The following is an 18,975-nucleotide window of genomic DNA, read 5'->3' as shown; positions in this document are numbered from 1 at the left end:
GGTCAAGCTCAGGCGCGGCCGTCCACGGTCGGCCGCCAGACCAACAGCCGTCGCTCCACCAGCGTCACCCCAAAGTCGATCAGGATGACGAAGGCCGACAGCACGAACATGCCGGCAAACACACCGGCAACGTCGAACACACCTTCGGCCTGCTGAATGAGGTAACCGAGGCCTGCGGCCGAGCCCAGATATTCGCCGACGACGGCGCCGACCACGGCGAAGCCGACCGAGGTGTGCAGAGAGGAGAACATCCACGACAGCGCCGACGGCCAATAGACGTGCTGCATCAATTGCCGCTCGCTCATGCCGAGCATACGGCCGTTGTCCAGCACGGTGCGGCTGACCTCCTTGACGCCTTGATAGACGTTGAAGAACACGATGAAGAACACCAGCGTCACGCCGAGCGCGACCTTGGACCAGATGCCGAGACCAAGCCACAGCGCGAAGATCGGTGCCAGCACGACGCGCGGCAGCGCGTTGGCCATCTTCACATAGGGGTCGAACACCGCGGCAACGAGCGGTTGCCGCGCGAACCAGAAGCCGACCAGGACGCCGCCGACCGAACCAATCACGAAGGCGAGGATCGATTCCCATAACGTGATGGCCAGATGCTTCCAGATCACGCCGCTCGCGAACCACTTCACAATCTGGCTGAACACGTCGATCGGATTGGAGAAGAAGAACGGCGGCAGCAGGATCTTGCCGAACACCGGTACGGTCGACAGCAGCTGCCACAACGCGATGCAGACGACCGCGACCAGGACTTGAAGCGCAAACAGCGTCACGCGCGACATCAGACTGCCTCCGCCGCATGGGTGGATTGCGCGTAGCCCTTCATCACCTCGTCCTTAAGCACGCTCCAGATCTCGCGGTGGAGCGCATGGAAATCCTTGTCCAGCCGCACCTCGAAGATGTCGCGCGGGCGCGGCAGTGTCACGCGCCAGTCGCCGATGATGCGCGAGGACGGTCCGGCCGACATGATCACGACGCGGTCGGCGAGCGCTATCGCCTCTTCCAGATCATGAGTCACGAACAGCACGGCCTTCCGATCGGCGTTCCAGAGGTCGAGCAGCAGATTGCCCATCACCTGGCGGGTCTGCGCATCGAGCGGCCCGAACGGCTCGTCCATCAGCAGGATCTTGGGATCGCGGATCAGGACCTGCGCCAGCGCCACGCGCTTGCGCTGGCCGCCGGAGAGCATGTGCGGATAGCGGCCCGCAAAGGCGCCGAGGCCGACGGAGGTCAGCCATTTCTGCGCCCGCGGCAGCGCATCAGTGCGCGGCGTGCCCTTGATCTCGAGCCCGATCGCGACATTGTCGAGCGCAGTCTTCCAGGGGAACAGCGCGTCGGCCTGGAACAGGTAGCCGGCGTCCCGGTTCAGCCCGGCAAGCGGCCGGTCGAAGATCTTGACGCTGCCGGCGGCCGGCTTGAGCAACCCAGCGGCGACGTTGAGCAGCGTGGACTTTCCGCAGCCGGTTGGCCCGACGATGGCGACGAATTCGCCCTGCGCGACCGAAAGATGGGCCTTTTCCACCGCCGTGTAGACCCGCCCGTCCCCCAGCCGGAACGCAACCTTGGCATCTTCCAGCGCCACTGCCGTGGGCGTCGTCATGTGTATCCTCCCAACCTCGTCTGATGCCTTAGCCGCTCGCGCGGCCAAGTTCAATCAACCGGCCAAGCGTGCTACGCATGGGGCTGGCCGTGCTCTTACCCTCCCCTGGAGGGGGAGGGTCGGCTCAAATGAGCACAGCGAAATGTGAGCCGGGTTGGGGTGACAGTCTCTCAACAGAAACGGTGCCCGCGTGGAGAGATCACCCCACCCCGCTCGCGCTACGCGCGATCGACCCTCCCCCTCCAGGGGAGGGTAAGCGAACAGCGAGCCCATCTGTGATGCTTTCCAAACCGGCGATCAGCTACCGAAATGTCACCAAGAGCTTCGGCGCGCTCAGGGCCGTCGACGATGTGTCGCTCGACATCGCTGAGGGCGAGTTTCTGGCCATCGTCGGCGGCTCGGGGTCGGGGAAGACCACCCTGCTGCGGCTCGCCAACCGGCTGATTGAAGCCGACGGCGGCACCATCACGGTCGAAGGCGAGGACGTCCAAAGCATCGACCCGGTCGCGCTGCGGCGCCGGATCGGCTACGTCTTCCAGAGCGGCGGACTGTTTCCGCACTTGAGCGTTGCGGACAATATCGGGATCACACCGAAGCTGCTCGGCGCGAGCCCGGCCGAGATCGCGGCACGCGTCGACGAGCTGATCGCGCTCGTGCAGCTCGACCGCGCCGCCCATCGCGACCGGCTGCCGGAGGCGCTCTCGGGCGGGCAGCGCCAGCGCGTCGGCGTGGCGCGGGCGCTGGCGGCCAAGCCCCGCATCGTGCTGATGGACGAGCCGTTCGGCGCGCTCGATCCCCTCACCCGCGACGCGCTCGGCGAGGATTTTCGCGAGTTGCACCGCAAGCTCCGCCTGACCACCGTGATGATCACGCATGACATGACCGAGGCGATCTTGCTCGCCGACCGCATCGCGGTAATGCGCGGCGGACAATTGCTGGCGCAGGGCACGCCGGCGGAGCTTTCAGCCAGCGGCGATGACTATGTGCTGGAGTTGCTGCGCACGCCACGGCGCCAGGTCGAGCGACTGAACGCGCTGCTACCGCAGAGTGGCGCGGCATGAGCCTTTTCAACGATCCACGCTGGGGCGAAGCGCTGTCGCACTTGTCCGACTATCTCGGCAATCATGTGCGGGTGAGCCTCGCCGCGCTCGCGCTTGGCCTCGTTGTCAGCCTGCCGCTCGCAATCCTCACGCGCAACCGCCCGGCGCCGCGCGCCATCCTGCTCGCGCTCGCCAGCATCGTGCAGACCGTGCCGGGGCTGGCGCTGCTCGCGCTGTTCTATCCGCTGCTGTTGCTCGCGGCGTCCGTGACGCTTGCCTGGTTCGGCGTTTCGTTCTCCGCGTTCGGCTTCCTGCCGGCGATGCTTGCGCTGGCGCTCTATTCGATGCTGCCGGTGCTGCGTAACGGCATCACCGGGCTGAACGGCATCGACCCGGCGCTGCTCGAAGCCGCCAAGGGCGTCGGCATGACGCCGCGGCAGTCGCTTCTCCTGGTCGAGCTGCCACTGGCGCTGCCGGTCATGATGGCCGGCATCCGCACCGCCGCGGTGTGGGTGATCGGTACCGCGACGCTGTCGACGCCGATCGGGCAGACCAGCCTCGGTAACTATATCTTTGCCGGGCTCCAGACCCAGAACTGGGTGTTCGTGTTGTTCGGCTGTTTCGCCTCAGCCCTGCTCGCGCTCGCCGTCGATCAGCTGCTTGGGTTGATCGAGAGCGGACTGCGCCGCCGCGGTCGCCTGCGCGCGGGGCTCGGCGCGGTGGGGATTGCGGCGCTGGTCGCTGCGACACTGGTTCCGACGATAGGACGTTCGTCGTCCGGCTACGTGGTCGGCGCAAAGACCTTTGCCGAGCAATACGTGCTCTCGGCCCTGCTGCGAGACCGCCTCGAGGCGGCCGGCCTTTCCGCAACCGCACGATCGGGTCTCGGTTCGAGCGTCATCTTCGAGGCGCTGAAGGCTGGCGACATCGATCTCTATGTCGACTATTCCGGCACGCTCTGGGCCAACCAGCTGCATCGCACGGACATCAAGCCGCGCGGGGAGCTCGTGGCGGAGCTGAAGACGTCCCTCGCCAAGGACAACATCACCTTGCTCGGCGAGCTCGGCTTCGAAAACGCCTATGCCCTGGTGATGCCGAAAAAGCGTGCCGACGCGCTTGGCATCCACAGCATTGCCGACCTCGCGGCGCATACGTCGACAATGTCGATTGCCGGCGACTACGAGTTCTTCTCGCGGCCGGAATGGGCGGCGCTGCAAAAGGCCTATGGCCTTCAGTTCCGCGCGCAGAGGCAGATGCAGCCCGACTTCATGTATGCGGCAGCGGCGAGCGGCGAGGTCGACGTGATCGCAGGCTACACCAGCGACGGCCTGATCGCGAAATACGATCTGGTGGCCCTCGACGATCCCAAGCAGGCGATCCCGCCCTATGACGCCATCCTGCTGCTGGCGCCGAAGCGCGCCAGCGACGAGCGGCTCAAGGCGGCGTTGAGCCCACTGCTCGGCAGGATCGACATCAGCACCATGCGCGAGGCCAATTTGCGCGCCAGCGGCAATGATGCGAACTCGTCACCGGATGCGGTGGCGAGGTGGCTGTGGGGAAAGGTCGGCGGGCGTTAGGAATTGTGATCTCGCGGCCCGCGCTCTCCCATCACAGCCGCCGCTGCTACATGGCCGGCTTCTCGGTCGCGCCGCCGGCGTCGACCCAATCCTTGAAACCACCGACATTGTAGACGTGGCTGTAGCCCATATCCTTCAACACCTTGCCGGCCAAGGCCGAGCGACCCCCTGAGGCGCAATAAAGGATCACGGGCTTGTCCCTGGCAAACACCTTATCGTGATAAGGCGAGTCCGGATCGGCACGAAACTCCAGCATGCCGCGGGAGACGTTCACCGCGCCATGAATTTTTCCGCTCTTTTCGATCTCCGGCGCATCGCGCACGTCGAGCACGAGCACGTTGCCCTTGCCGATCATCTCCTTGGCTTCGGCCGGCGTGATCTTCGGCACGGCGGCGTTGGCGGCCTCCAGCATCTGCTTCACGGAAATTGTCAATGGCTGCTCCTGTGGTCTGCGGTTGTCGAGCGCTCCAATTAGCCAGTTTCACCTTTCGTCGCGCCCCTCGTTCGGAGGACGAGGAACGTACCGATGGATACGATAGCGGCGGCTCCGGGACAAGGTCGGACGCCGACAGGTAGCGTTGAGGGGGCAGCCGCAGGGGACGTCCGGCCACCCCCTCCTGCCCTCTCTGGAGGACGAGAGGGCAAAGCACAATCAACTCACGCTCTCACCTCCTGCCGTTGAAAGAGCACATAGCCGAAAGCGAACAGCACGATTGTGCCCGCAACGAGCCCTACGGTCTGCGGCCAGGCGATCATGACGCTCTCGCCGAAGGGAAGCGGTGCGCCCATGACGGCCCCGCGGAGCTGGTCGAGGAAGACCGGACCGAGCGCACGCGTCGTCGGTGACAGCACGGCGAGCATCGCCTCTTCGAACAGATCGTTGGGCGAGAGGCGAAGCAATTCCTGCGTCCAGACCGCGGTGGCGGGGTCATTGAGGCCGAGCAGCGCATAGCGTGGATCGGCCGGTGCGACTGCCTGTGCAATGGCCGGCGCCAGCATCGGCCAGAGCACGGTCAGGAACAGCCAGAGCCCGAGCGAAACCAGAGCGGCAGTGGCAGGCGAGCGGAATATGATCGACAGCAGCATCGCAAGCGACAGCCAGACGCCGGCGTAGAAGATCGCAACGATCAGGAACACCGCCGATCGCGCGATCTCCTCGCCGCCGGGCGGCACGCCGAGGAAGATCAGTCCGAGACCAATCACCAGCAGCCACAGGGCGACAAGGCAGATGCCGATGGTGGCAAGGGCGGCGAGGAACTTGCCCATCAGCAGCGCGTCGCGATAGATCGGCTGTGCCAAAATCCGCGACATCGTCCGCCTGTTATGCTCGCTGTTCACGGCGTCAAAGCCGAGCCCGATCGCCATCAACGGAATGAGAAAGCCGAGGATCGCGACAAAGGACGGCAAGGGCGCCTGGTCGATCGTGAACAGCCGCAGCAGGAGAAACGGGTCTTCGGCCGTATTCTGCCGGAGGCTGTTGATCGCTTCGTAGAGCGCGGCCAGCGCCGTGGAGACGACCAGCAGCTCCAGCATCAGCATCCGGATGCTGGAGACGTGGTCGGAGAGCTCCTTGACGAACACGGTCGACAAGCCCTGGAATGGGGATCCCTCACGCCGCATGGCGAACGTCTCCCGCGGACTGCGCCTGGAAATAGCGCGCATAGATCGATTCGAGGCTCGGCTCATCGACCGACAATCTCCGCAGCGTCCCGTCCCCTGCGACGACGGCACGCGCCGCATCCGGCCTCACATCGCGCTCGGCCGTCATGCGAAAACGATCGGCAGCAAGGGTCTCCACCTGGGTCACTCCCGGGATCATCGCCAGCCGCCGGGCGATGCCCGGTCCTTCGGCCTCGACCTCCACGACGAAGCCCGCGCCAAGCACCTTGACGGCAAGCTCCGGCACGGCGCCCATCAGGACGATCCGGCCGCCCCGGAACAGCGCGACCCGGTCACAGACGCGCTGCACCTGGTCGAGCATATGAGACGACAGCAGCACGGTGACGCCTTCAGCTTTCAGTTCCCCGATCAATCCGAGGAATTCCTGCGTCGCTTGCGGATCAAGGCCGGATGTCGGCTCGTCGAGGATTGCGATCTCGGCGCGCTTCATGATGATCTCGGCCAGACCCAGCCGCTGCCGCATGCCGCGCGAGAAGGTCGCCACGCGCTTCTCGGCAACCTCGGCAAGGCCAACGCGGACGAGCGCGGCTTCTATCCGCGCGGTCCGCTCGGCGCGGGCAAGCCCCATCAGCTTGGCGGTGTAGGCGAGATTCTCCGCGGCCGTCAGCTGGTCGTAGAAGCCGACCGCATCGGGCAGGTAACCGACCCGACGCTTGACCTTCAGCGGCTCGCGCGCCGGATTGAAGCCGAGCACGCTGACCTCACCGGACGAAATCTCGGTCAGGCCGAGCATCATCAGGATGGTGGTGGTCTTGCCGGCGCCGTTGGGCCCGAGCAGACCGAACACCTCGCCGCGGGCGATGCCGAAGTCGATGGAATCGACGGCAACCGATTTTCCATAGTGCCTGGTGAGGCCGCGCGCACTGATGACGAGATCACGTGCCGCACTGTTGGCTCCGGTCTGTTGCTCGCTCATCGCCGTCCGAACCTCACAACTGCACCAAGCATCAGCAGCAGTGCGACGCCGATGACGCCCGCGCCTGCCACGCCCCATACCGTTGAAGTCGCAACGGTGATACGGAACTGGCTGGAAGCGCTCTCGCCCCGCGAGGAGGCGCGCATGGTGGCCTGGTAGTCGCCGGCGAGCGATTTATCGCTGGGCGTGACCAGCGCCTGAACCTCGCTGTCCTTGCCCGGCACGAGCCGGTCGATCATGGCCGGCTCGAACGTCACCTTCCACCCGTTCGGCGCGGTGCCCGCCAGCGCGATGTTTTCGGCGGGCGCCGTACCGGTGTTGGTCACGACGATCGGAATCGAGCTTTGCTTGCCCGCAACCGCACGCGCGCTCAGCAGGCCGTCGCGTCCGGAGATCTGGAACTGCGGCTGCCCGACGACGTCAAGCGCGAGCACGGTGGAAGCCGAAGCGTCCTCCGCCTTCACCGTGACCTTCACCGGGAAGTGTCCGGCATCGACCGTGGTGGGCGGACGCACCTTCAGCTTGACGTCCTTGGATTGACCGGCGTCGATCGGGATCGAGGACAGCTCCTGCGTGCCATAGGCCTCGGTGAACGAGGTCTCGAAATTGGCCGGCGCTTCGGCGGCAAAGCTCGCAATGAGATTGCGGCCCGAGTCGTTCTTGATCGAGAGCGTATAATCGAAATTGGATTTCGGGCTGCCGCGCAGCGACGGCAGGCTCGATTTCACCGTGAGCTTCGCCGGCAGCTCCTTAGCGAGCGACACGACGATGGGGAGTTCCGCGCTGCTGCCCTGCCCCTCGGCCTTCACGGTGAGCGTATGCGCGCTGAGATCGCTGCCGGCCGGAACGTCGAGCCTCAGCTGGAGCGCGACGCTGCCGTCGGGCGCCGGCATTGCCGCGGCGACCGGCTGCCCGCCACCGAGCAGCGTCGCGGTCCAGCCGCTCGGCACGCCCGTCACCGATAGCTGGTAGCGCTGTGGCGACAGATCGTAGTTCTGCAGACGCAGGGAGACGTTGCTGGTCGTGCCAGGCCGCACCGTGACCGCCGGATAGTCGGTCATGAGATAGAGGCCCTTGATGTCGTGCGCCGGTTCGGCCGCATAAGCAGCGGGACTGAGCAACATGAGGGCAAATGCAACACGCGCAGCATCAAGCGCTCGCATGGAAGATACTCCTGCAAGGAAAATGAGCCAGAGACGGACAACGCGCCGCCGAAGACACGGTGGCGGTAGCACGCCGGATGATGGGAGAAATCGTGACAAAGTTTGGGAAGCGAAGCGCCGCACCAATTACAAGTCGGTGATTTCGGCCGCCTTCGGCTCAGACTTTAGTTTGAAATTCGGTCTGCGCGCTCGAAGATTAAGAGATCGTAATGCGATATAATGTCGAGAGTGGTGAAGCCCGATCGCTAAAGCCCGTGGATCATTCCGGCATTGATCAACAACCGGTTCAACCGCCGCGCTTCCGCCCCGTCCTTGCAACCGTAGAACACGCCCTTGCAGCGAAGCATGATCTGCTTCTGCTCGGCAAAGGACGGATCGAGCGGAATGCCGGCAGCCTCCTGGATCACGAGCGGCAGATACGGACCGTCGATCGTGTCCATCACGGCATCGCTTTTCACCGGCTCGAAATTGAAGGCATCGATCGCGTAGTACGTCGCATAGAGCCGCGGATCGTAGGCGTCGAGCTTCTTGCCGATCGCGCCTTCGTCTAGCCCGGGCTCGAGGATGTTGGGCGCGAACTCGGGCTGGTGATCGCCATAGCGCACGATCAGGAAAGGCTCGCCCGGAAAGCTCTTCTTTAAGCCCGCGATGAAGCCCTTGTATTGCTCGGCGCTCATCGCCTGGCGGCGCAGATATTCGTCGATGGACGGCACGTTGCCCGGCGCGCGCCAGTTCGGCAGCAGATCGGGGCGGAAGCGCGTCTCCCAGGGGAAGTGATTGGCGCCGAGATAGATGAAGGCGAAGAGCGGCTTGTTCGGCACCCGCTCGCCCATCAGCCGCAGCGCCTTGTCGTAGAAGAAGCTGTCGGGTTCGACGTCCTTCGCACCGAGGTCATGAGAGTCGAAGAAACGCTCGATGCCGGTCGTCATCTGGAAGCTGCGCGCGCCCATGAAGCCGCCAAAAGCGGGATAGAGCGACATCGTGTCGTAGCCGCAACGGCGCAGCGCCAGCGGCAGGCCGCGCTCGACCCGCCCCGACGCAATGCGCGTCACGAAATAGGCAAAGCGGCCGAACGAGCGCGAGGAGAGACCGGCTAGCACGTTGTACTCGGTGAACCAGCTCGGCCCGCCATTGCTCTCGGCCATGAACGTGCGCTCCTTGCCGTCCCAGGACTTGAAGTGACTGCCGTAGCCCGGCGGCACCTTGATGCCCTGTGCGGCGCGGATGTCGAAGCTCGATTCATCATGGATCATGACGATATTCGGCCGACGGCCGGCGGGGTGACAGGCGTCGATCAGCGGCATGTTGAGCCGCTCGTCGGTCGAGGCGGCCGACTCCATGAAGCCGTATTGCACGAAGTCGGAGACCGCCGTGACGCCGGAGCGGAAGAATTTCGAGAGATAGCCGTCGTCGTAATAACCGCGCCAGGCCTCGTCCGGATGATAGGCGGAATAGAAGACCAGGGCCGCGAGGCAGGCAAGCTTGCAGGCGAGCGCCGGCAGGCGGCGGATGCGAAACGGATCGAGCCACCACAGCGCGTACATCAGCGGCAGCGTGACGAGACCGGCCCCGATCACCGACCAGCGCAGGTTCGGGAAGATCGTGAACAGGAACGCGACCGTGTCGCGGTCGATCATCATCAGGTCGATGAAGTTGACCGTCATCTGCACGACATCGTGCTTGAGCCGCGACAGCAGCACCAGCACCACGACCATGGTCAATGAGAGCGCGCTCGACAGCGCAGGCCGACGCAGCAGCGTGATCCAGAAGAAGTTGAGGATGCCCCACGCGAGCAGGAAGGACAGTCGCGAGCCGAAATCGGTCTCGGTCTCGTACATCAGGGCGAGCGCCGCCAGATGCGGCGCCGCCACCGCGAGCAGCCGCCAGATGCCGAGCGCAGCAACGCTCGCCAGAACGGCGGTGGTAGCGGAAGGACCTGGATTGGGCGCGGACGCCATCGACCACACGCTGAACTTAGGCTCCGGCGCGGTGATGCCAAGCCGTCTGGCCGACGTCGGGACGGCCAAGGCGTCCGGCGCAGCCGGCTGCACCGTGTCACAAAACTGTAATGGAACAGTCACGGGCAGGCAACGCGATCCGCCATCCGACCTTCGCTTAATCTTAGCGAGCAGCGAAGCGCCGCATTTGACCCGACCCTAGGGCTTCGCGATCCCCGCGATGAACAGATCGATCACCTCCTCCGCCATCCGCCCGATCTCGCCCTCCTCGACGCCCCAGCGCGGGAAATGGCCGTCGAGGTTCATGCGGGCGAAGCCGTAGATCAGGGCGCGGCCGGCGATCAGGATGCGCTTGAGATCGGTCGATCGCAGCAGGCCCTGCGCAGCCGCCTCAGCCAGCATCCGTTCGGTCAACGCGACGAGCTCGGCATTGTCGCGGGTCAGCTCGGCTGAGCTGCCATGGGCGAAATAACGGCCCGTGGAGATGATCTCGAAATGGGCGGGGTTGCGCATCGCCCAGCGGACATAGGCGATGCCGAAGGAGCGGAAACGCACCAAGGGGTCAGTGGAGCTCGCTTCCGCCAGCGCGGCCTCAATCTCGGCGCGAAAGCGCCGCTGCGCCTCCTCAGCCACTGCAGCCATCAAGGCGTCGCGGTTGGGAAAGTGACGGAATGGCGCTCCCGGCGACACCGCGGCGCGGCGCGCCGCCTCGCGCACGGAGACCTCGGCGCCGTCGGCCGCCAGTTGCAACGCAGCATCGATCAGCACGCGACGGAGGTCGCCGTGATGATAAGGCCTGGCTTCGGCCATCTGGCGCGGCGCGCGAGGCTTGGAAAGCCGGGGCTTGGAGGTCTGACGGGCGGGCATACAGCTTCCTAGCATCACCCGAACGTGAATGTAAGCAGCGATTACACCATTGACGATCGCTCTGCCCGAAATGTAATCGATGATTACATGTTGGAGGAGCCGCGATGTCGCAGCGTCAAAACTGGTTCGAAGGCTGCCGCCTGCTCGCCGTCCTTATCCTCAGTCTGATCAGCCTGAGCCTCTGGATCGCCTCGATGCGACAGTTCGAGGACGAGGGCGTGCGCATGGTGATCCGCTTCACGGCGCGCAGCTCGCTGCTACTGTTTTGCCTCGCCTTCAGTGCCGCGGCGCTGGCGCGGCTCTGGCCCAACGCCTGGACGCGCTGGCAGCGTCGCAACCGCCGCTCTCTGGGCTTGAGCTTTGCGGCATCCCACGCCATCCACGCGGTCGCGATCGTCGTCTTTGCAAATATGGACCCGGCGGGCTTTGCCCAGGCGACCTCGCCGGCCTCCTACATCTTCGGCGGCATCGGCTATGCCGTCATCATGGCCATGAGCGCGACCTCGTTCGACCGCACGGCGGCACTGATGGGCCCCCGCGCCTGGCGCATGCTGCACCTCGTCGGCGGCTATTACCTCTGGTTCCAGTTCATGGTGTCGTTCGGCAAGCGCGTGCCGGCCATGCCGGCCTATGCCGCATTCCTCATTCCGCTGCTCGCGGTGCTGGCGCTGCGGATGATCGCGATGGCCGCCCGCCCGCGCGGACGGATGGCCGAAGCGAGCTGAACTTCAATCAGCTCTGCGGCAGCAGCCCGAGCCGCTTGGCGATGATGCGATCGAAGGTCCGCTTCGGCAACACGGCGGCGATCACATGGCGCAGGCGGTTCGGCGTGATCTGGTAGCGCACCTTGGGGCTTGCGGCGGTCAGCGCCTCGAACACGATCTGGGCAATCCGCTCGGCGGGCAGCCCGTTGGCGCCGAGCTCCATCATGAAGGCCATGACCTTGTTGAGGGCCGGCAGATAGGGCGAGTTCTTGTAGACCGAGAGATCGATCTCCTCAGCCTTGCTCCAGATCGGCGTCTTCACCGCACCGGGGGCGACGATGATGACGTCGATGCCGAACAGCATGAGCTCGCGGCGCAGGCTCTCCGACAGGCCCTCGATCGCGTGCTTGGAGGTGCAGTATGGCGCCGAGAGCGGATTGCCGTTCTTGCCCGCAACCGAGCTGATCATCACGATCCGGCCCTTCGGTCCCTTCAGCGATGGGTCAGCCCCGAGCAGCGGCCCGAACGCCTGCGTCGCGATGACAGGCCCGATGACGTTGATATCCATCTGCCGACGGAAATCGTCGGCCGACAGTTCGAGCACGGGGCCGGCAACCGCGATGCCGGCATTGTTGACGAGGCCCGCCAGCGTTTCGCCGGCAAGCGCCTCGCGCACCTGGCGCGCGGCGGCCAGCACGGCAGCCTCATCGGTGACATCGAACAGCAGCGGCGTGAAGTTCGTGCCGAACTCACCCGTCAGCCGGTCGGCATCCGCCTGCCTGCGGACGCTGCCGAAAACGCGATAGCCGCGTCCAATCAGAAATTTTGCAATGGCCCAGCCAATGCCGGTAGAGGCGCCGGTAACGACGACAGATCGCATAATCATTCCCCCTTCAATGCCCCGGCGATCATGTAGGAGGAGGCTGCGGCCCCGCAATGCCGCCTGGTTCTCAACCCGCGCACGGACGATCTTTTTCGCGGACTGCGTTGTGCCGCAAGACGAGATATCGGGTGAGATCTCAAGGTGAAGTGGCTCGCAAACGTCGCAAAATGCGATGGATCACACCTTGAAAGCCCGGATGAAGAACCGATTTCTAGACTCTGAGGACACAGGGATTTTGGCGATAGCGCCACCCGGAAAAATTCTGAAAAACGACACGAACTCAAGAATGTGATTTAAGTGTCAGTTCTTGGCTCTCTGAAAGCACTTTATCTCGCGAAGAATTTGAATGAAGCAGCAATACTTCGCGCGAGATGAAGAGAGCGAGACCGCAGCCTGCGATCTCGCTCAGATGTAAGCGCGAAGATTTAAGATTTGGTTTTGCGAGCGATCTTTTTGTTTTCGCTCCTGTCGCGGACAAGCGCGCATCGAAGCGAAGCGCAGAGCCGGACCAGCAATGGGCCCCGGATCAGCAGCGCACCGCTTGAGCGCTGCGCTGCATCCGGGGCACGCAAGCCTTAGTTCTTGGACTTGTCGACCAGCGCGCCCTTCTTGATCCAGGGCATCATGTCGCGCAGCTTGGCGCCGACTTCCTCGATCGGGTGCGCGGCGAGCTTGGCGCGGGTCGCCTTGAACGAGGTCTGGTTGACCTTGTTCTCGAGCATCCAGTCGCGGGCGAACTTGCCGCCCTGGATGTCGGCGAGAACGCGCTTCATCTCGGCCTTGGTCTCGGCGGTCACGATGCGCGGACCGGTGACGTACTCGCCGTACTCGGCGGTGTTGGAGATCGAGTAGTTCATGTTGGCGATGCCGCCTTCATAGATCAGGTCGACGATCAGCTTCACTTCGTGCAGGCACTCGAAATAGGCCATCTCCGGGGCGTAGCCGGCTTCGACCAGGGTCTCGTAGCCGCCCTTGATCAGCTCGACCAGGCCGCCGCAGAGCACGACCTGCTCGCCGAACAGGTCGGTCTCGCACTCTTCCTTGAAGGTGGTCTCGATGATGCCGGCGCGGCCGCCGCCGACAGCGGAGGCGTAGGACAGGCCGAGGTCATGGGCGTTACCCGAGACGTCCTTGGCGATCGCGATCAGGCAGGGCACGCCGCCGCCGCGCTGATATTCCGAGCGCACGGTGTGGCCGGGGCCCTTCGGCGCGATCATCAGCACGTCGAGGTCGGCGCGCGGATCGAGCAGGTTGAAGTGAACGTTGAGGCCGTGCGCGAACACGAGGGCCGCGCCCTTCTTCATGTTGTCGTGCAGGTGCTCGCGATAGATGTCGCCCTGCAGCTCGTCCGGGGTCAACATCATGACGAGGTCGGCCCATTTGGCGGCTTCGGCAACTTCCATCACCTTGAAGCCAGCGGCTTCCGCCTTCTTGACCGAGCTCGAGTCCTTGCGGAGTGCAATGGCGACTTCCTTGACGCCGGAGTCCTTCAGGTTGAGCGCATGGGCGTGGCCCTGGCTGCCATAGCCGACGATGGCGACCTTCTTCCCCTTGATCAGGTTCAGGTCGGCGTCGCGATCGTAATAAACACGCATAGTCGTTTCCTCGTTGAGGGCCGAAATCGGCCGATGGTCAGTGTCCGAAGGGTGGAATTTGCGGATTTCGGGGGCTGTCTAGAGCATTTCGGCCCCTGAGGGAAACCCGTTTCTGCATGGAAATCCGCGACATCATGCATCCATGAAAACGGGGTAAAGGGAGGCGAGCAGCAGGAGGGCCATCAGGATATTGAAGGCGCGGACCAGCCGCTCCGAGGTCAGCACCGGTCGTAGTGCAGTGCCAAAGAACGCCCAGACCACGGTCGAGACCGTGCCGACCAGGAGGCTGATCAGGGTCTGGATCGCGATGTTGATCGGGAACTGGGCAATCGCCGCATAGGCCGTGATGGTACCGATCACGATCACCCAGCCCTTGGCGTTGATCCACTGGAACATGGCGGCGCCCCAGAAGGTCATCGGCCCACGGCCGTCCGCCTCGCCCGGCTTGGCCGGACCGGACATGGCGATCACGGCGGCAAGATAGATCAGGTAGGCCGCGCCGGCATATTTCAGGATGGTCTGGAGGATCGGATAGGCCAGGAAAACGGTGCCGAGCCCGAGGCCGACGGTCGCGACCATGAAAGCAAAGCCGAGGACGATCCCGACGATGTGCGGAATGGTGCGGCGGAAGCCGTAAGTCAGGCCCGAGGACAACAGCATGATGTTGTTCGGCCCCGGCGTGAAATACATCACTACCATGAAGGCGAGGAAGGCATAGAACAGTGAATAGGCCATCGTCACCTCACGCGGTCTTCGGCAGGATTTGCGGACGCTTCGCCAGCACCATCACCGCGATGCCGCCGATCACGGTCAGCATGCCGACAAGGCGGAGCGGCCCGAACCGTTCGCCGAACACGATGCTGGAGGCAGCGGAGCCGACGAACGGCACAAGCAACGCGAACGGCACCACCTGCGCCGCCGGATAGTCGCGCAGCAGCCGGCCCCAGAGCCAATAGGCAATGCTGGTGGAGACGGCGCCGAGCATCAGCATGCAAAGCGCCGATGTAAGCGACATGTGCGTCAGCGACGTCCAAGTCGGCGCCGGCCCGTTGGCGATCAGCGCCAGCACGAACAGCGGCACCGCCGCGGCGAGGCACAACCACGCGAACAGATCGAACATCGGCACGCCGCGGGCGCCGCGCAGCAGCAGATTGCCGACGGCAAAGCTGATCGGTGAGATCATCAGTACAGCAAAGGCAGCAACGCTGAAATCATAACCAACCGTGCCGCAGATCATCAGCAGTCCGACGGCCGCAACGACGATGCCCAGCGTCTGCACCGGCGTCGGCCGCTCGCCGAACGCGAGCGCGGCAAATCCGATGGTGAACAGCGCCTGACTCTGCACGACGACGGAGGTCAGCCCTACCGGAACGCCATGGGCGATGCCGTAGGCCTGCGACAGGAACTGGCCGAGAAACAGCGTGACGCTGATCGCGATCAGGAGCGACCAGGCGACTTTCGGCTTGGGAACGAACAGACACGGCAGCGCGGCAATGGAAAAGCGCATCGCCGTCATCAGCTCCGGCGAAAGCTCGTCGAGCGCGATCCGGCTCGCCACAAAGGCAAGCCCCCAGATGATCGCCACCATGAGGGCGATGAGGATGTCGGCCGGCTTCATTGTTTTTTCCGGTTCTGCCCTGTCGTGCAGCCCTGCTTGTTCTTTGTCTAGCCTTGCTCGCCGGCTTTCGGTTTGCGGAGGAGATAAGTGCCGTGCATCGGTGCGTGGTAGTCAGCCGAGACCAGCGTGAAGCCGACATCGGTCAGCATCCGCTCCATCACCCAGCCGAAGGTGGAATATTCGTCGCGCATGTGCGTGACGACGCTCTCGCGCGAGAAATCGTGGTTCTTGATCTGGTAGTCGGCCCATTGCTCGACATCGCGCTCGATCGCATCCGGCATCGAGGCATAGACGATGTCGCGCAGGTAAAAGCTTGCGCCTGGCTTCAGGGCACGAAAGATCCGCGACATCGCCACGACCTTCCAGAAGTCAGGCAGATGGTGCAGCGTGAATTCGCTGACGATCAAATCATACGACTCGGGCCGGTAGGCGAATGAGAGCAGCCCGGCAGACTGCGTGCGCACGGGCGCCTTGCGGTCGCGGGCATAGATCTCGGCGAGTGCCAGCATCGCCGGCGAGATGTCGATGGCATCGACCTCGGCCCCCATCAGCGCGGCTTCCGTCGCCAGCACGCCGTTGCCGCAGCCGATGTCGGCGATGCGCCAGCCGCGCTGGACTCCCAGCATTTTTAGCGCGGCGCGCGCCCGCAGATCGGCATCGTCGTGGGCATCATAGATCGACGCCACCGCGGGCTCGATGCCCATCCGGTTCCGCTCGTTATAATACCAGTCGCGCGCCAGCATGGTTCACATCCCTTCAGGCCCGCGACCGATCGCGGCGACGCCGGTGCGCGACACCTCGACAAGGCCGAGCGGACGCATCAGGTCGATAAACTGGTTGATCTTGTCCGTATTGCCTGTGATCTCGAACACAAAGCTCTCGGTGGTCGCGTCGATCACGCGGGCGCGGAACGCATCGGCAAGCCGCAGTGCCTCGACGCGATGCTCGCCCTCCCCGCGCACCTTGACCATCGCCAGTTCGCGCTCGATCGAGCGGCGGGTCTGGGTCATGTCGACGACCTGGTAGACCGGGACCATGCGATCGAGCTGATGCTTGATCTGCGCGATCACCATCGGCGTGCCCGTGGTGACGATGGTGATGCGCGACAGATGCTTCTGGGCCTCGGTCTCCGAGACCGTGAGGCTCTCGATGTTGTAGCCGCGGCCCGAGAACAGGCCGATGACGCGCGCGAGCACGCCGGGCTCGTTCTGCACGAGCACGGCAAGCGTGTGCGTCTCGTTGGGATCGTGGCGGTCTTCGATGAAGTAGGCGGATGCGGGCTGGTTCATTGTCGTCCCCTCAACAGTATCTCGTGCTCACACCAGCGCCTTGCCGCCGGCGAATGCCTTGGCTGTCGCTTCGTCATTGGCCTGCTCGGGCAACAACATCTCGTTATGCGCCTTGCCGGACGGGATCATCGGGAAGCAGTTTTCGAGCGCGGCGACGCGGCAGTCGAACAGCACCGGGCGCCTGACCTCGATCATCTCCTTGATGGCACCGTCGAGATCGGCAGGTTTGGTGACCTGGAGACCGACAGCACCATAGGCTTCCGCAAGCTTGACGAAATCCGGCAGCGCCTCGGAGTAGGAATGCGACAGGCGGTTGCCGTGGAGCAGCTGCTGCCACTGCCGCACCATACCCATGTACTGGTTGTTCAGGATGAAGATCTTGATCGGCAGCTCGTACTGAACCGCCGTCGACATCTCCTGGATCGTCATCTGCACCGAGGCGTCGCCCGCGATGTCGATGACGAGGCTGTCCGGATGCGCCACCTGCACGCCGACCGCGGCCGGCAGGCCGTAGCCCATGGTACCGAGACCGCCCGAGGTCATCCAGCGATGCGGCTCCTCGAAGCCGTAGAATTGCGCCGCCCACATCTGGTGCTGGCCAACTTCGGTCGTGATGTAGGTGTCCCTGCCGCGCGTCGCCTCGAACAGGCTCTGGATCGCGTGCTGCGGCAGGATGATGTCGTTGCTCTTCTTGAAATAGAGCGAGTTGCGCGCACGCCACTGAGCGATCTGCTGCCACCATGCCTTGATGTCGGGCTTCTTCGCCTCCGCCTTGAACACCTGGAGGATGTCGCCGAGGATGTTGCCGCAGTCGCCGATGATCGGCACGTCGACCCGGATGTTCTTGTTGATCGAGGACGGATCGATGTCGATGTGGATCTTCTTCGAGCCCGGCGAGAACGCATCGACACGGCCGGTGATGCGGTCGTCGAAGCGCGCGCCGACGCACAGCATGACGTCGCAATCATGCATGGTCATGTTCGCTTCGTAGGTGCCGTGCATGCCGAGCATGCCGAGCCAGTTCTTGCCCGACGCCGGGTATGCACCCAGGCCCATCAGCGTGGAGGTGATCGGGAAACCGGTAGCCTCGACCAGTTCACGCAGCAGCTTGGTGGCTTCGGGGCCGGAATTAATGACGCCACCGCCGCTGTAGATCACGGGGCGCTTGGCGCCCGCCAGCAGCGAGACGGCCTTGCGGATCTGCGTCGCATCGCCCTTGACGCGCGGCGCGTAGGAGCGGTGCACGTCGGACTTGCGCGGCGGATGATAGGTGCCGGTCGCGAACTGCACGTCCTTGGGAACGTCGACGAGCACCGGCCCCGGTCGGCCCGTGGTCGCAACGTAGAAGGCCTCGTGCAGGACCTTTGCGAGATCATTGACGTCGCGCACCAGCCAATTGTGCTTGGTGCAGGGACGCGTGATGCCGACGGTGTCGCATTCCTGGAATGCGTCGTTGCCGATCAGATGCGTCGGTACCTGGCCGGAGATGCAGACCAGCGGGATCGAGTCCATCAGCGCGTCGGTCAGCGGCGTCACCATGTTGGTGGCGCCGGGGCCGGAGGTCACCAGCGCAACGCCCGGCTTTCCGGTCGAGCGCGCATAGCCTTCGGCGGCGTGGCCTGCGCCCTGCTCGTGGCGGACCAGGATGTGCTGGACCTGGCTCTGCTGGAAGATCTCGTCATAGATCGGAAGCACCGCGCCGCCGGGATAGCCGAAAATGTCGGTCACGCCGTGGTCGATGAGCGCGCGGACGATCATTGCGGCGCCGGTCATCTGGTTCGGATCGTGGCTCTTGTCGCTCATTGGCTTGCTCCGGATGCGCTGTTGCCAGCGGCTTCGTTCGTGTCGGTTTCGGGAAATAAAAAAGGCCCCGAAGAGGGACCCTGCACACCGCCTGTCGTGTGGATGGCAGCTAGCCACCCCCGGCGGTGTGCCTGGGTACGACGGCGATAAGGAGTTTGGTAATAATGTTACGCATGGCAGGCGCTCGGCTTCCCAAAGGTTGCGCGAAACATAGCGGCCAAAGCCCGGATGTCAAGGCAGTGCGGCCGTTCCCGCGCGATTTTGGCAGTG

General features: G+C 64.2%; 18 protein-coding genes. 3 read left to right on the top strand and 15 right to left on the bottom strand.

All coding sequences use genetic code 11. The annotated features are described in order from the left end of the window. Positions 1–8: 8 nt before the first annotated feature. Both XH89_RS09130 and XH89_RS09125 read right to left on the bottom strand, forming a co-directional pair. Positions 9–794: an ABC transporter permease gene (locus XH89_RS09130; RefSeq protein WP_194466746.1), complete on the bottom strand. Its 786-nt coding sequence runs from the start codon at positions 792–794 to the stop codon at positions 9–11. Continuing rightward, positions 794–1,612, bottom strand: a complete 819-nt coding sequence (locus XH89_RS09125) for an ABC transporter ATP-binding protein (RefSeq protein WP_194466745.1) — start codon at positions 1,610–1,612, stop codon at positions 794–796. The genes XH89_RS09130 and XH89_RS09125 overlap by 1 nt, the downstream gene beginning before the upstream one ends. Before the next feature lie 278 nt (positions 1,613–1,890). On the opposite strand from XH89_RS09125, the gene XH89_RS09120 reads away from it, so the two are divergent. Beyond that, positions 1,891–2,673 carry an ABC transporter ATP-binding protein gene (locus tag XH89_RS09120; protein WP_194466744.1) on the top strand — a complete coding sequence of 261 codons (783 nt, stop codon included), beginning with the start codon at positions 1,891–1,893 and terminating at the stop codon, positions 2,671–2,673. After that, the gene (locus XH89_RS09115) at positions 2,670–4,229 is read left to right on the top strand and encodes a glycine betaine ABC transporter substrate-binding protein (RefSeq protein ID WP_194466743.1); all 1,560 of its coding nucleotides are present in this window, start codon (positions 2,670–2,672) and stop codon (positions 4,227–4,229) included. The genes XH89_RS09120 and XH89_RS09115 overlap by 4 nt, the downstream gene beginning before the upstream one ends. A 46-nt stretch (positions 4,230–4,275) precedes the next feature. Here the strand turns inward: XH89_RS09115 and XH89_RS09110 are convergent, their stop codons facing one another. The 6 genes from XH89_RS09110 to XH89_RS09085 form a co-directional block, all read right to left on the bottom strand. Continuing rightward, the gene (locus tag XH89_RS09110; RefSeq protein WP_194466742.1) at positions 4,276–4,662 is read right to left on the bottom strand and encodes a rhodanese-like domain-containing protein; all 387 of its coding nucleotides are present in this window, start codon (positions 4,660–4,662) and stop codon (positions 4,276–4,278) included. A 224-nt stretch (positions 4,663–4,886) separates the two neighbouring features. Continuing rightward, entirely contained in the window at positions 4,887–5,849 is a 963-nt protein-coding gene (locus XH89_RS09105) for an ABC transporter permease (protein WP_194466741.1), read from the bottom strand. Beyond that, entirely contained in the window at positions 5,839–6,825 is a 987-nt protein-coding gene (locus XH89_RS09100; RefSeq protein WP_194466740.1) for an ABC transporter ATP-binding protein, read from the bottom strand. The genes XH89_RS09105 and XH89_RS09100 overlap by 11 nt, the downstream gene beginning before the upstream one ends. Next, the gene (locus tag XH89_RS09095) at positions 6,822–7,988 is read right to left on the bottom strand and encodes an NEW3 domain-containing protein (RefSeq protein WP_194466739.1); all 1,167 of its coding nucleotides are present in this window, start codon (positions 7,986–7,988) and stop codon (positions 6,822–6,824) included. Before XH89_RS09095 ends, XH89_RS09100 begins: the two co-directional genes overlap by 4 nt. Positions 7,989–8,233: 245 nt before the next feature. Next, positions 8,234–9,946: a sulfatase-like hydrolase/transferase gene (locus XH89_RS09090; protein WP_194468419.1), complete on the bottom strand. Its 1,713-nt coding sequence runs from the start codon at positions 9,944–9,946 to the stop codon at positions 8,234–8,236. Between the two features lie 198 nt (positions 9,947–10,144). Then, complete coding sequence (locus tag XH89_RS09085; protein WP_246767770.1) at positions 10,145–10,813, bottom strand: TetR/AcrR family transcriptional regulator; 669 nt, start codon at positions 10,811–10,813, stop codon at positions 10,145–10,147. A gap of 104 nt (positions 10,814–10,917) precedes the next feature. On the opposite strand from XH89_RS09085, the gene XH89_RS09080 reads away from it, so the two are divergent. Next, on the top strand, positions 10,918–11,538 hold the full coding sequence (locus XH89_RS09080; RefSeq protein WP_194466737.1) for a hypothetical protein: 621 nt from the start codon (positions 10,918–10,920) through the stop codon (positions 11,536–11,538). A 7-nt stretch (positions 11,539–11,545) separates the two neighbouring features. Here XH89_RS09080 and XH89_RS09075 read toward each other — a convergent pair whose 3' ends face one another. The 7 genes from XH89_RS09075 to XH89_RS09045 all read right to left on the bottom strand — a co-directional run bounded on the left by XH89_RS09075 (position 11,546) and on the right by XH89_RS09045 (position 18,705). Further along, the gene (locus tag XH89_RS09075; RefSeq protein WP_194468418.1) at positions 11,546–12,397 is read right to left on the bottom strand and encodes an SDR family oxidoreductase; all 852 of its coding nucleotides are present in this window, start codon (positions 12,395–12,397) and stop codon (positions 11,546–11,548) included. 578 nt (positions 12,398–12,975) lie between these two features. Beyond that, positions 12,976–13,995 carry a ketol-acid reductoisomerase gene (gene ilvC, locus XH89_RS09070; RefSeq protein ID WP_130364925.1) on the bottom strand — a complete coding sequence of 340 codons (1,020 nt, stop codon included), beginning with the start codon at positions 13,993–13,995 and terminating at the stop codon, positions 12,976–12,978. 132 nt (positions 13,996–14,127) lie between these two features. Then, positions 14,128–14,730: a LysE family translocator gene (locus XH89_RS09065; RefSeq protein ID WP_194466736.1), complete on the bottom strand. Its 603-nt coding sequence runs from the start codon at positions 14,728–14,730 to the stop codon at positions 14,128–14,130. 7 nt (positions 14,731–14,737) lie between these two features. Beyond that, positions 14,738–15,613 carry an EamA family transporter gene (locus XH89_RS09060; protein ID WP_194466735.1) on the bottom strand — a complete coding sequence of 292 codons (876 nt, stop codon included), beginning with the start codon at positions 15,611–15,613 and terminating at the stop codon, positions 14,738–14,740. A gap of 47 nt (positions 15,614–15,660) precedes the next feature. After that, complete coding sequence (locus tag XH89_RS09055; RefSeq protein WP_194466734.1) at positions 15,661–16,356, bottom strand: class I SAM-dependent methyltransferase; 696 nt, start codon at positions 16,354–16,356, stop codon at positions 15,661–15,663. Positions 16,357–16,359: 3 nt separating this feature from the next. Further along, positions 16,360–16,902, bottom strand: coding sequence for an acetolactate synthase small subunit (gene ilvN, locus XH89_RS09050; protein WP_194466733.1), 543 nt, complete (start codon positions 16,900–16,902; stop codon positions 16,360–16,362). 27 nt (positions 16,903–16,929) lie between these two features. Further along, complete coding sequence (locus XH89_RS09045) at positions 16,930–18,705, bottom strand: acetolactate synthase 3 large subunit (protein ID WP_194466732.1); 1,776 nt, start codon at positions 18,703–18,705, stop codon at positions 16,930–16,932. Positions 18,706–18,975 lie beyond the last annotated feature (270 nt).

The organism is Bradyrhizobium sp. CCBAU 53340, from assembly GCF_015291645.1.
Taxonomy (GTDB): Bacteria; Pseudomonadota; Alphaproteobacteria; order Rhizobiales; family Xanthobacteraceae; genus Bradyrhizobium.
Note: the sequence above shows the minus strand (reverse complement) of the source record. Positions and strands in the feature narration are given on the sequence as shown.

Bases quoted from the DNA above. Each gene is read 5' to 3' on its own strand.
- XH89_RS09130 (WP_194466746.1), bottom strand. From the start codon at position 794: ATGTCGCGCGTGACGCTGTTTGCGCTTCAAGTCCTGGTCGCGGTCGTC.
- XH89_RS09125 (WP_194466745.1), bottom strand. From the start codon at position 1,612: ATGACGACGCCCACGGCAGTGGCGCTGGAAGATGCCAAGGTTGCGTTC.
- XH89_RS09120 (WP_194466744.1), top strand. From the start codon at position 1,891: ATGCTTTCCAAACCGGCGATCAGCTACCGAAATGTCACCAAGAGCTTC.
- XH89_RS09115 (WP_194466743.1), top strand. From the start codon at position 2,670: ATGAGCCTTTTCAACGATCCACGCTGGGGCGAAGCGCTGTCGCACTTG.
- XH89_RS09105 (WP_194466741.1), bottom strand. From the start codon at position 5,849: ATGCGGCGTGAGGGATCCCCATTCCAGGGCTTGTCGACCGTGTTCGTC.
- XH89_RS09100 (WP_194466740.1), bottom strand. From the start codon at position 6,825: ATGAGCGAGCAACAGACCGGAGCCAACAGTGCGGCACGTGATCTCGTC.
- XH89_RS09095 (WP_194466739.1), bottom strand. From the start codon at position 7,988: ATGCGAGCGCTTGATGCTGCGCGTGTTGCATTTGCCCTCATGTTGCTC.
- XH89_RS09090 (WP_194468419.1), bottom strand. From the start codon at position 9,946: ATGGCGTCCGCGCCCAATCCAGGTCCTTCCGCTACCACCGCCGTTCTG.
- XH89_RS09085 (WP_246767770.1), bottom strand. From the start codon at position 10,813: ATGCCCGCCCGTCAGACCTCCAAGCCCCGGCTTTCCAAGCCTCGCGCG.
- XH89_RS09080 (WP_194466737.1), top strand. From the start codon at position 10,918: ATGTCGCAGCGTCAAAACTGGTTCGAAGGCTGCCGCCTGCTCGCCGTC.
- XH89_RS09075 (WP_194468418.1), bottom strand. From the start codon at position 12,397: ATGCGATCTGTCGTCGTTACCGGCGCCTCTACCGGCATTGGCTGGGCC.
- ilvC (WP_130364925.1), bottom strand. From the start codon at position 13,995: ATGCGTGTTTATTACGATCGCGACGCCGACCTGAACCTGATCAAGGGG.
- XH89_RS09065 (WP_194466736.1), bottom strand. From the start codon at position 14,730: ATGGCCTATTCACTGTTCTATGCCTTCCTCGCCTTCATGGTAGTGATG.
- XH89_RS09060 (WP_194466735.1), bottom strand. From the start codon at position 15,613: ATGAAGCCGGCCGACATCCTCATCGCCCTCATGGTGGCGATCATCTGG.
- XH89_RS09055 (WP_194466734.1), bottom strand. From the start codon at position 16,356: ATGCTGGCGCGCGACTGGTATTATAACGAGCGGAACCGGATGGGCATC.
- ilvN (WP_194466733.1), bottom strand. From the start codon at position 16,902: ATGAACCAGCCCGCATCCGCCTACTTCATCGAAGACCGCCACGATCCC.
- XH89_RS09045 (WP_194466732.1), bottom strand. From the start codon at position 18,705: ATGAGCGACAAGAGCCACGATCCGAACCAGATGACCGGCGCCGCAATG.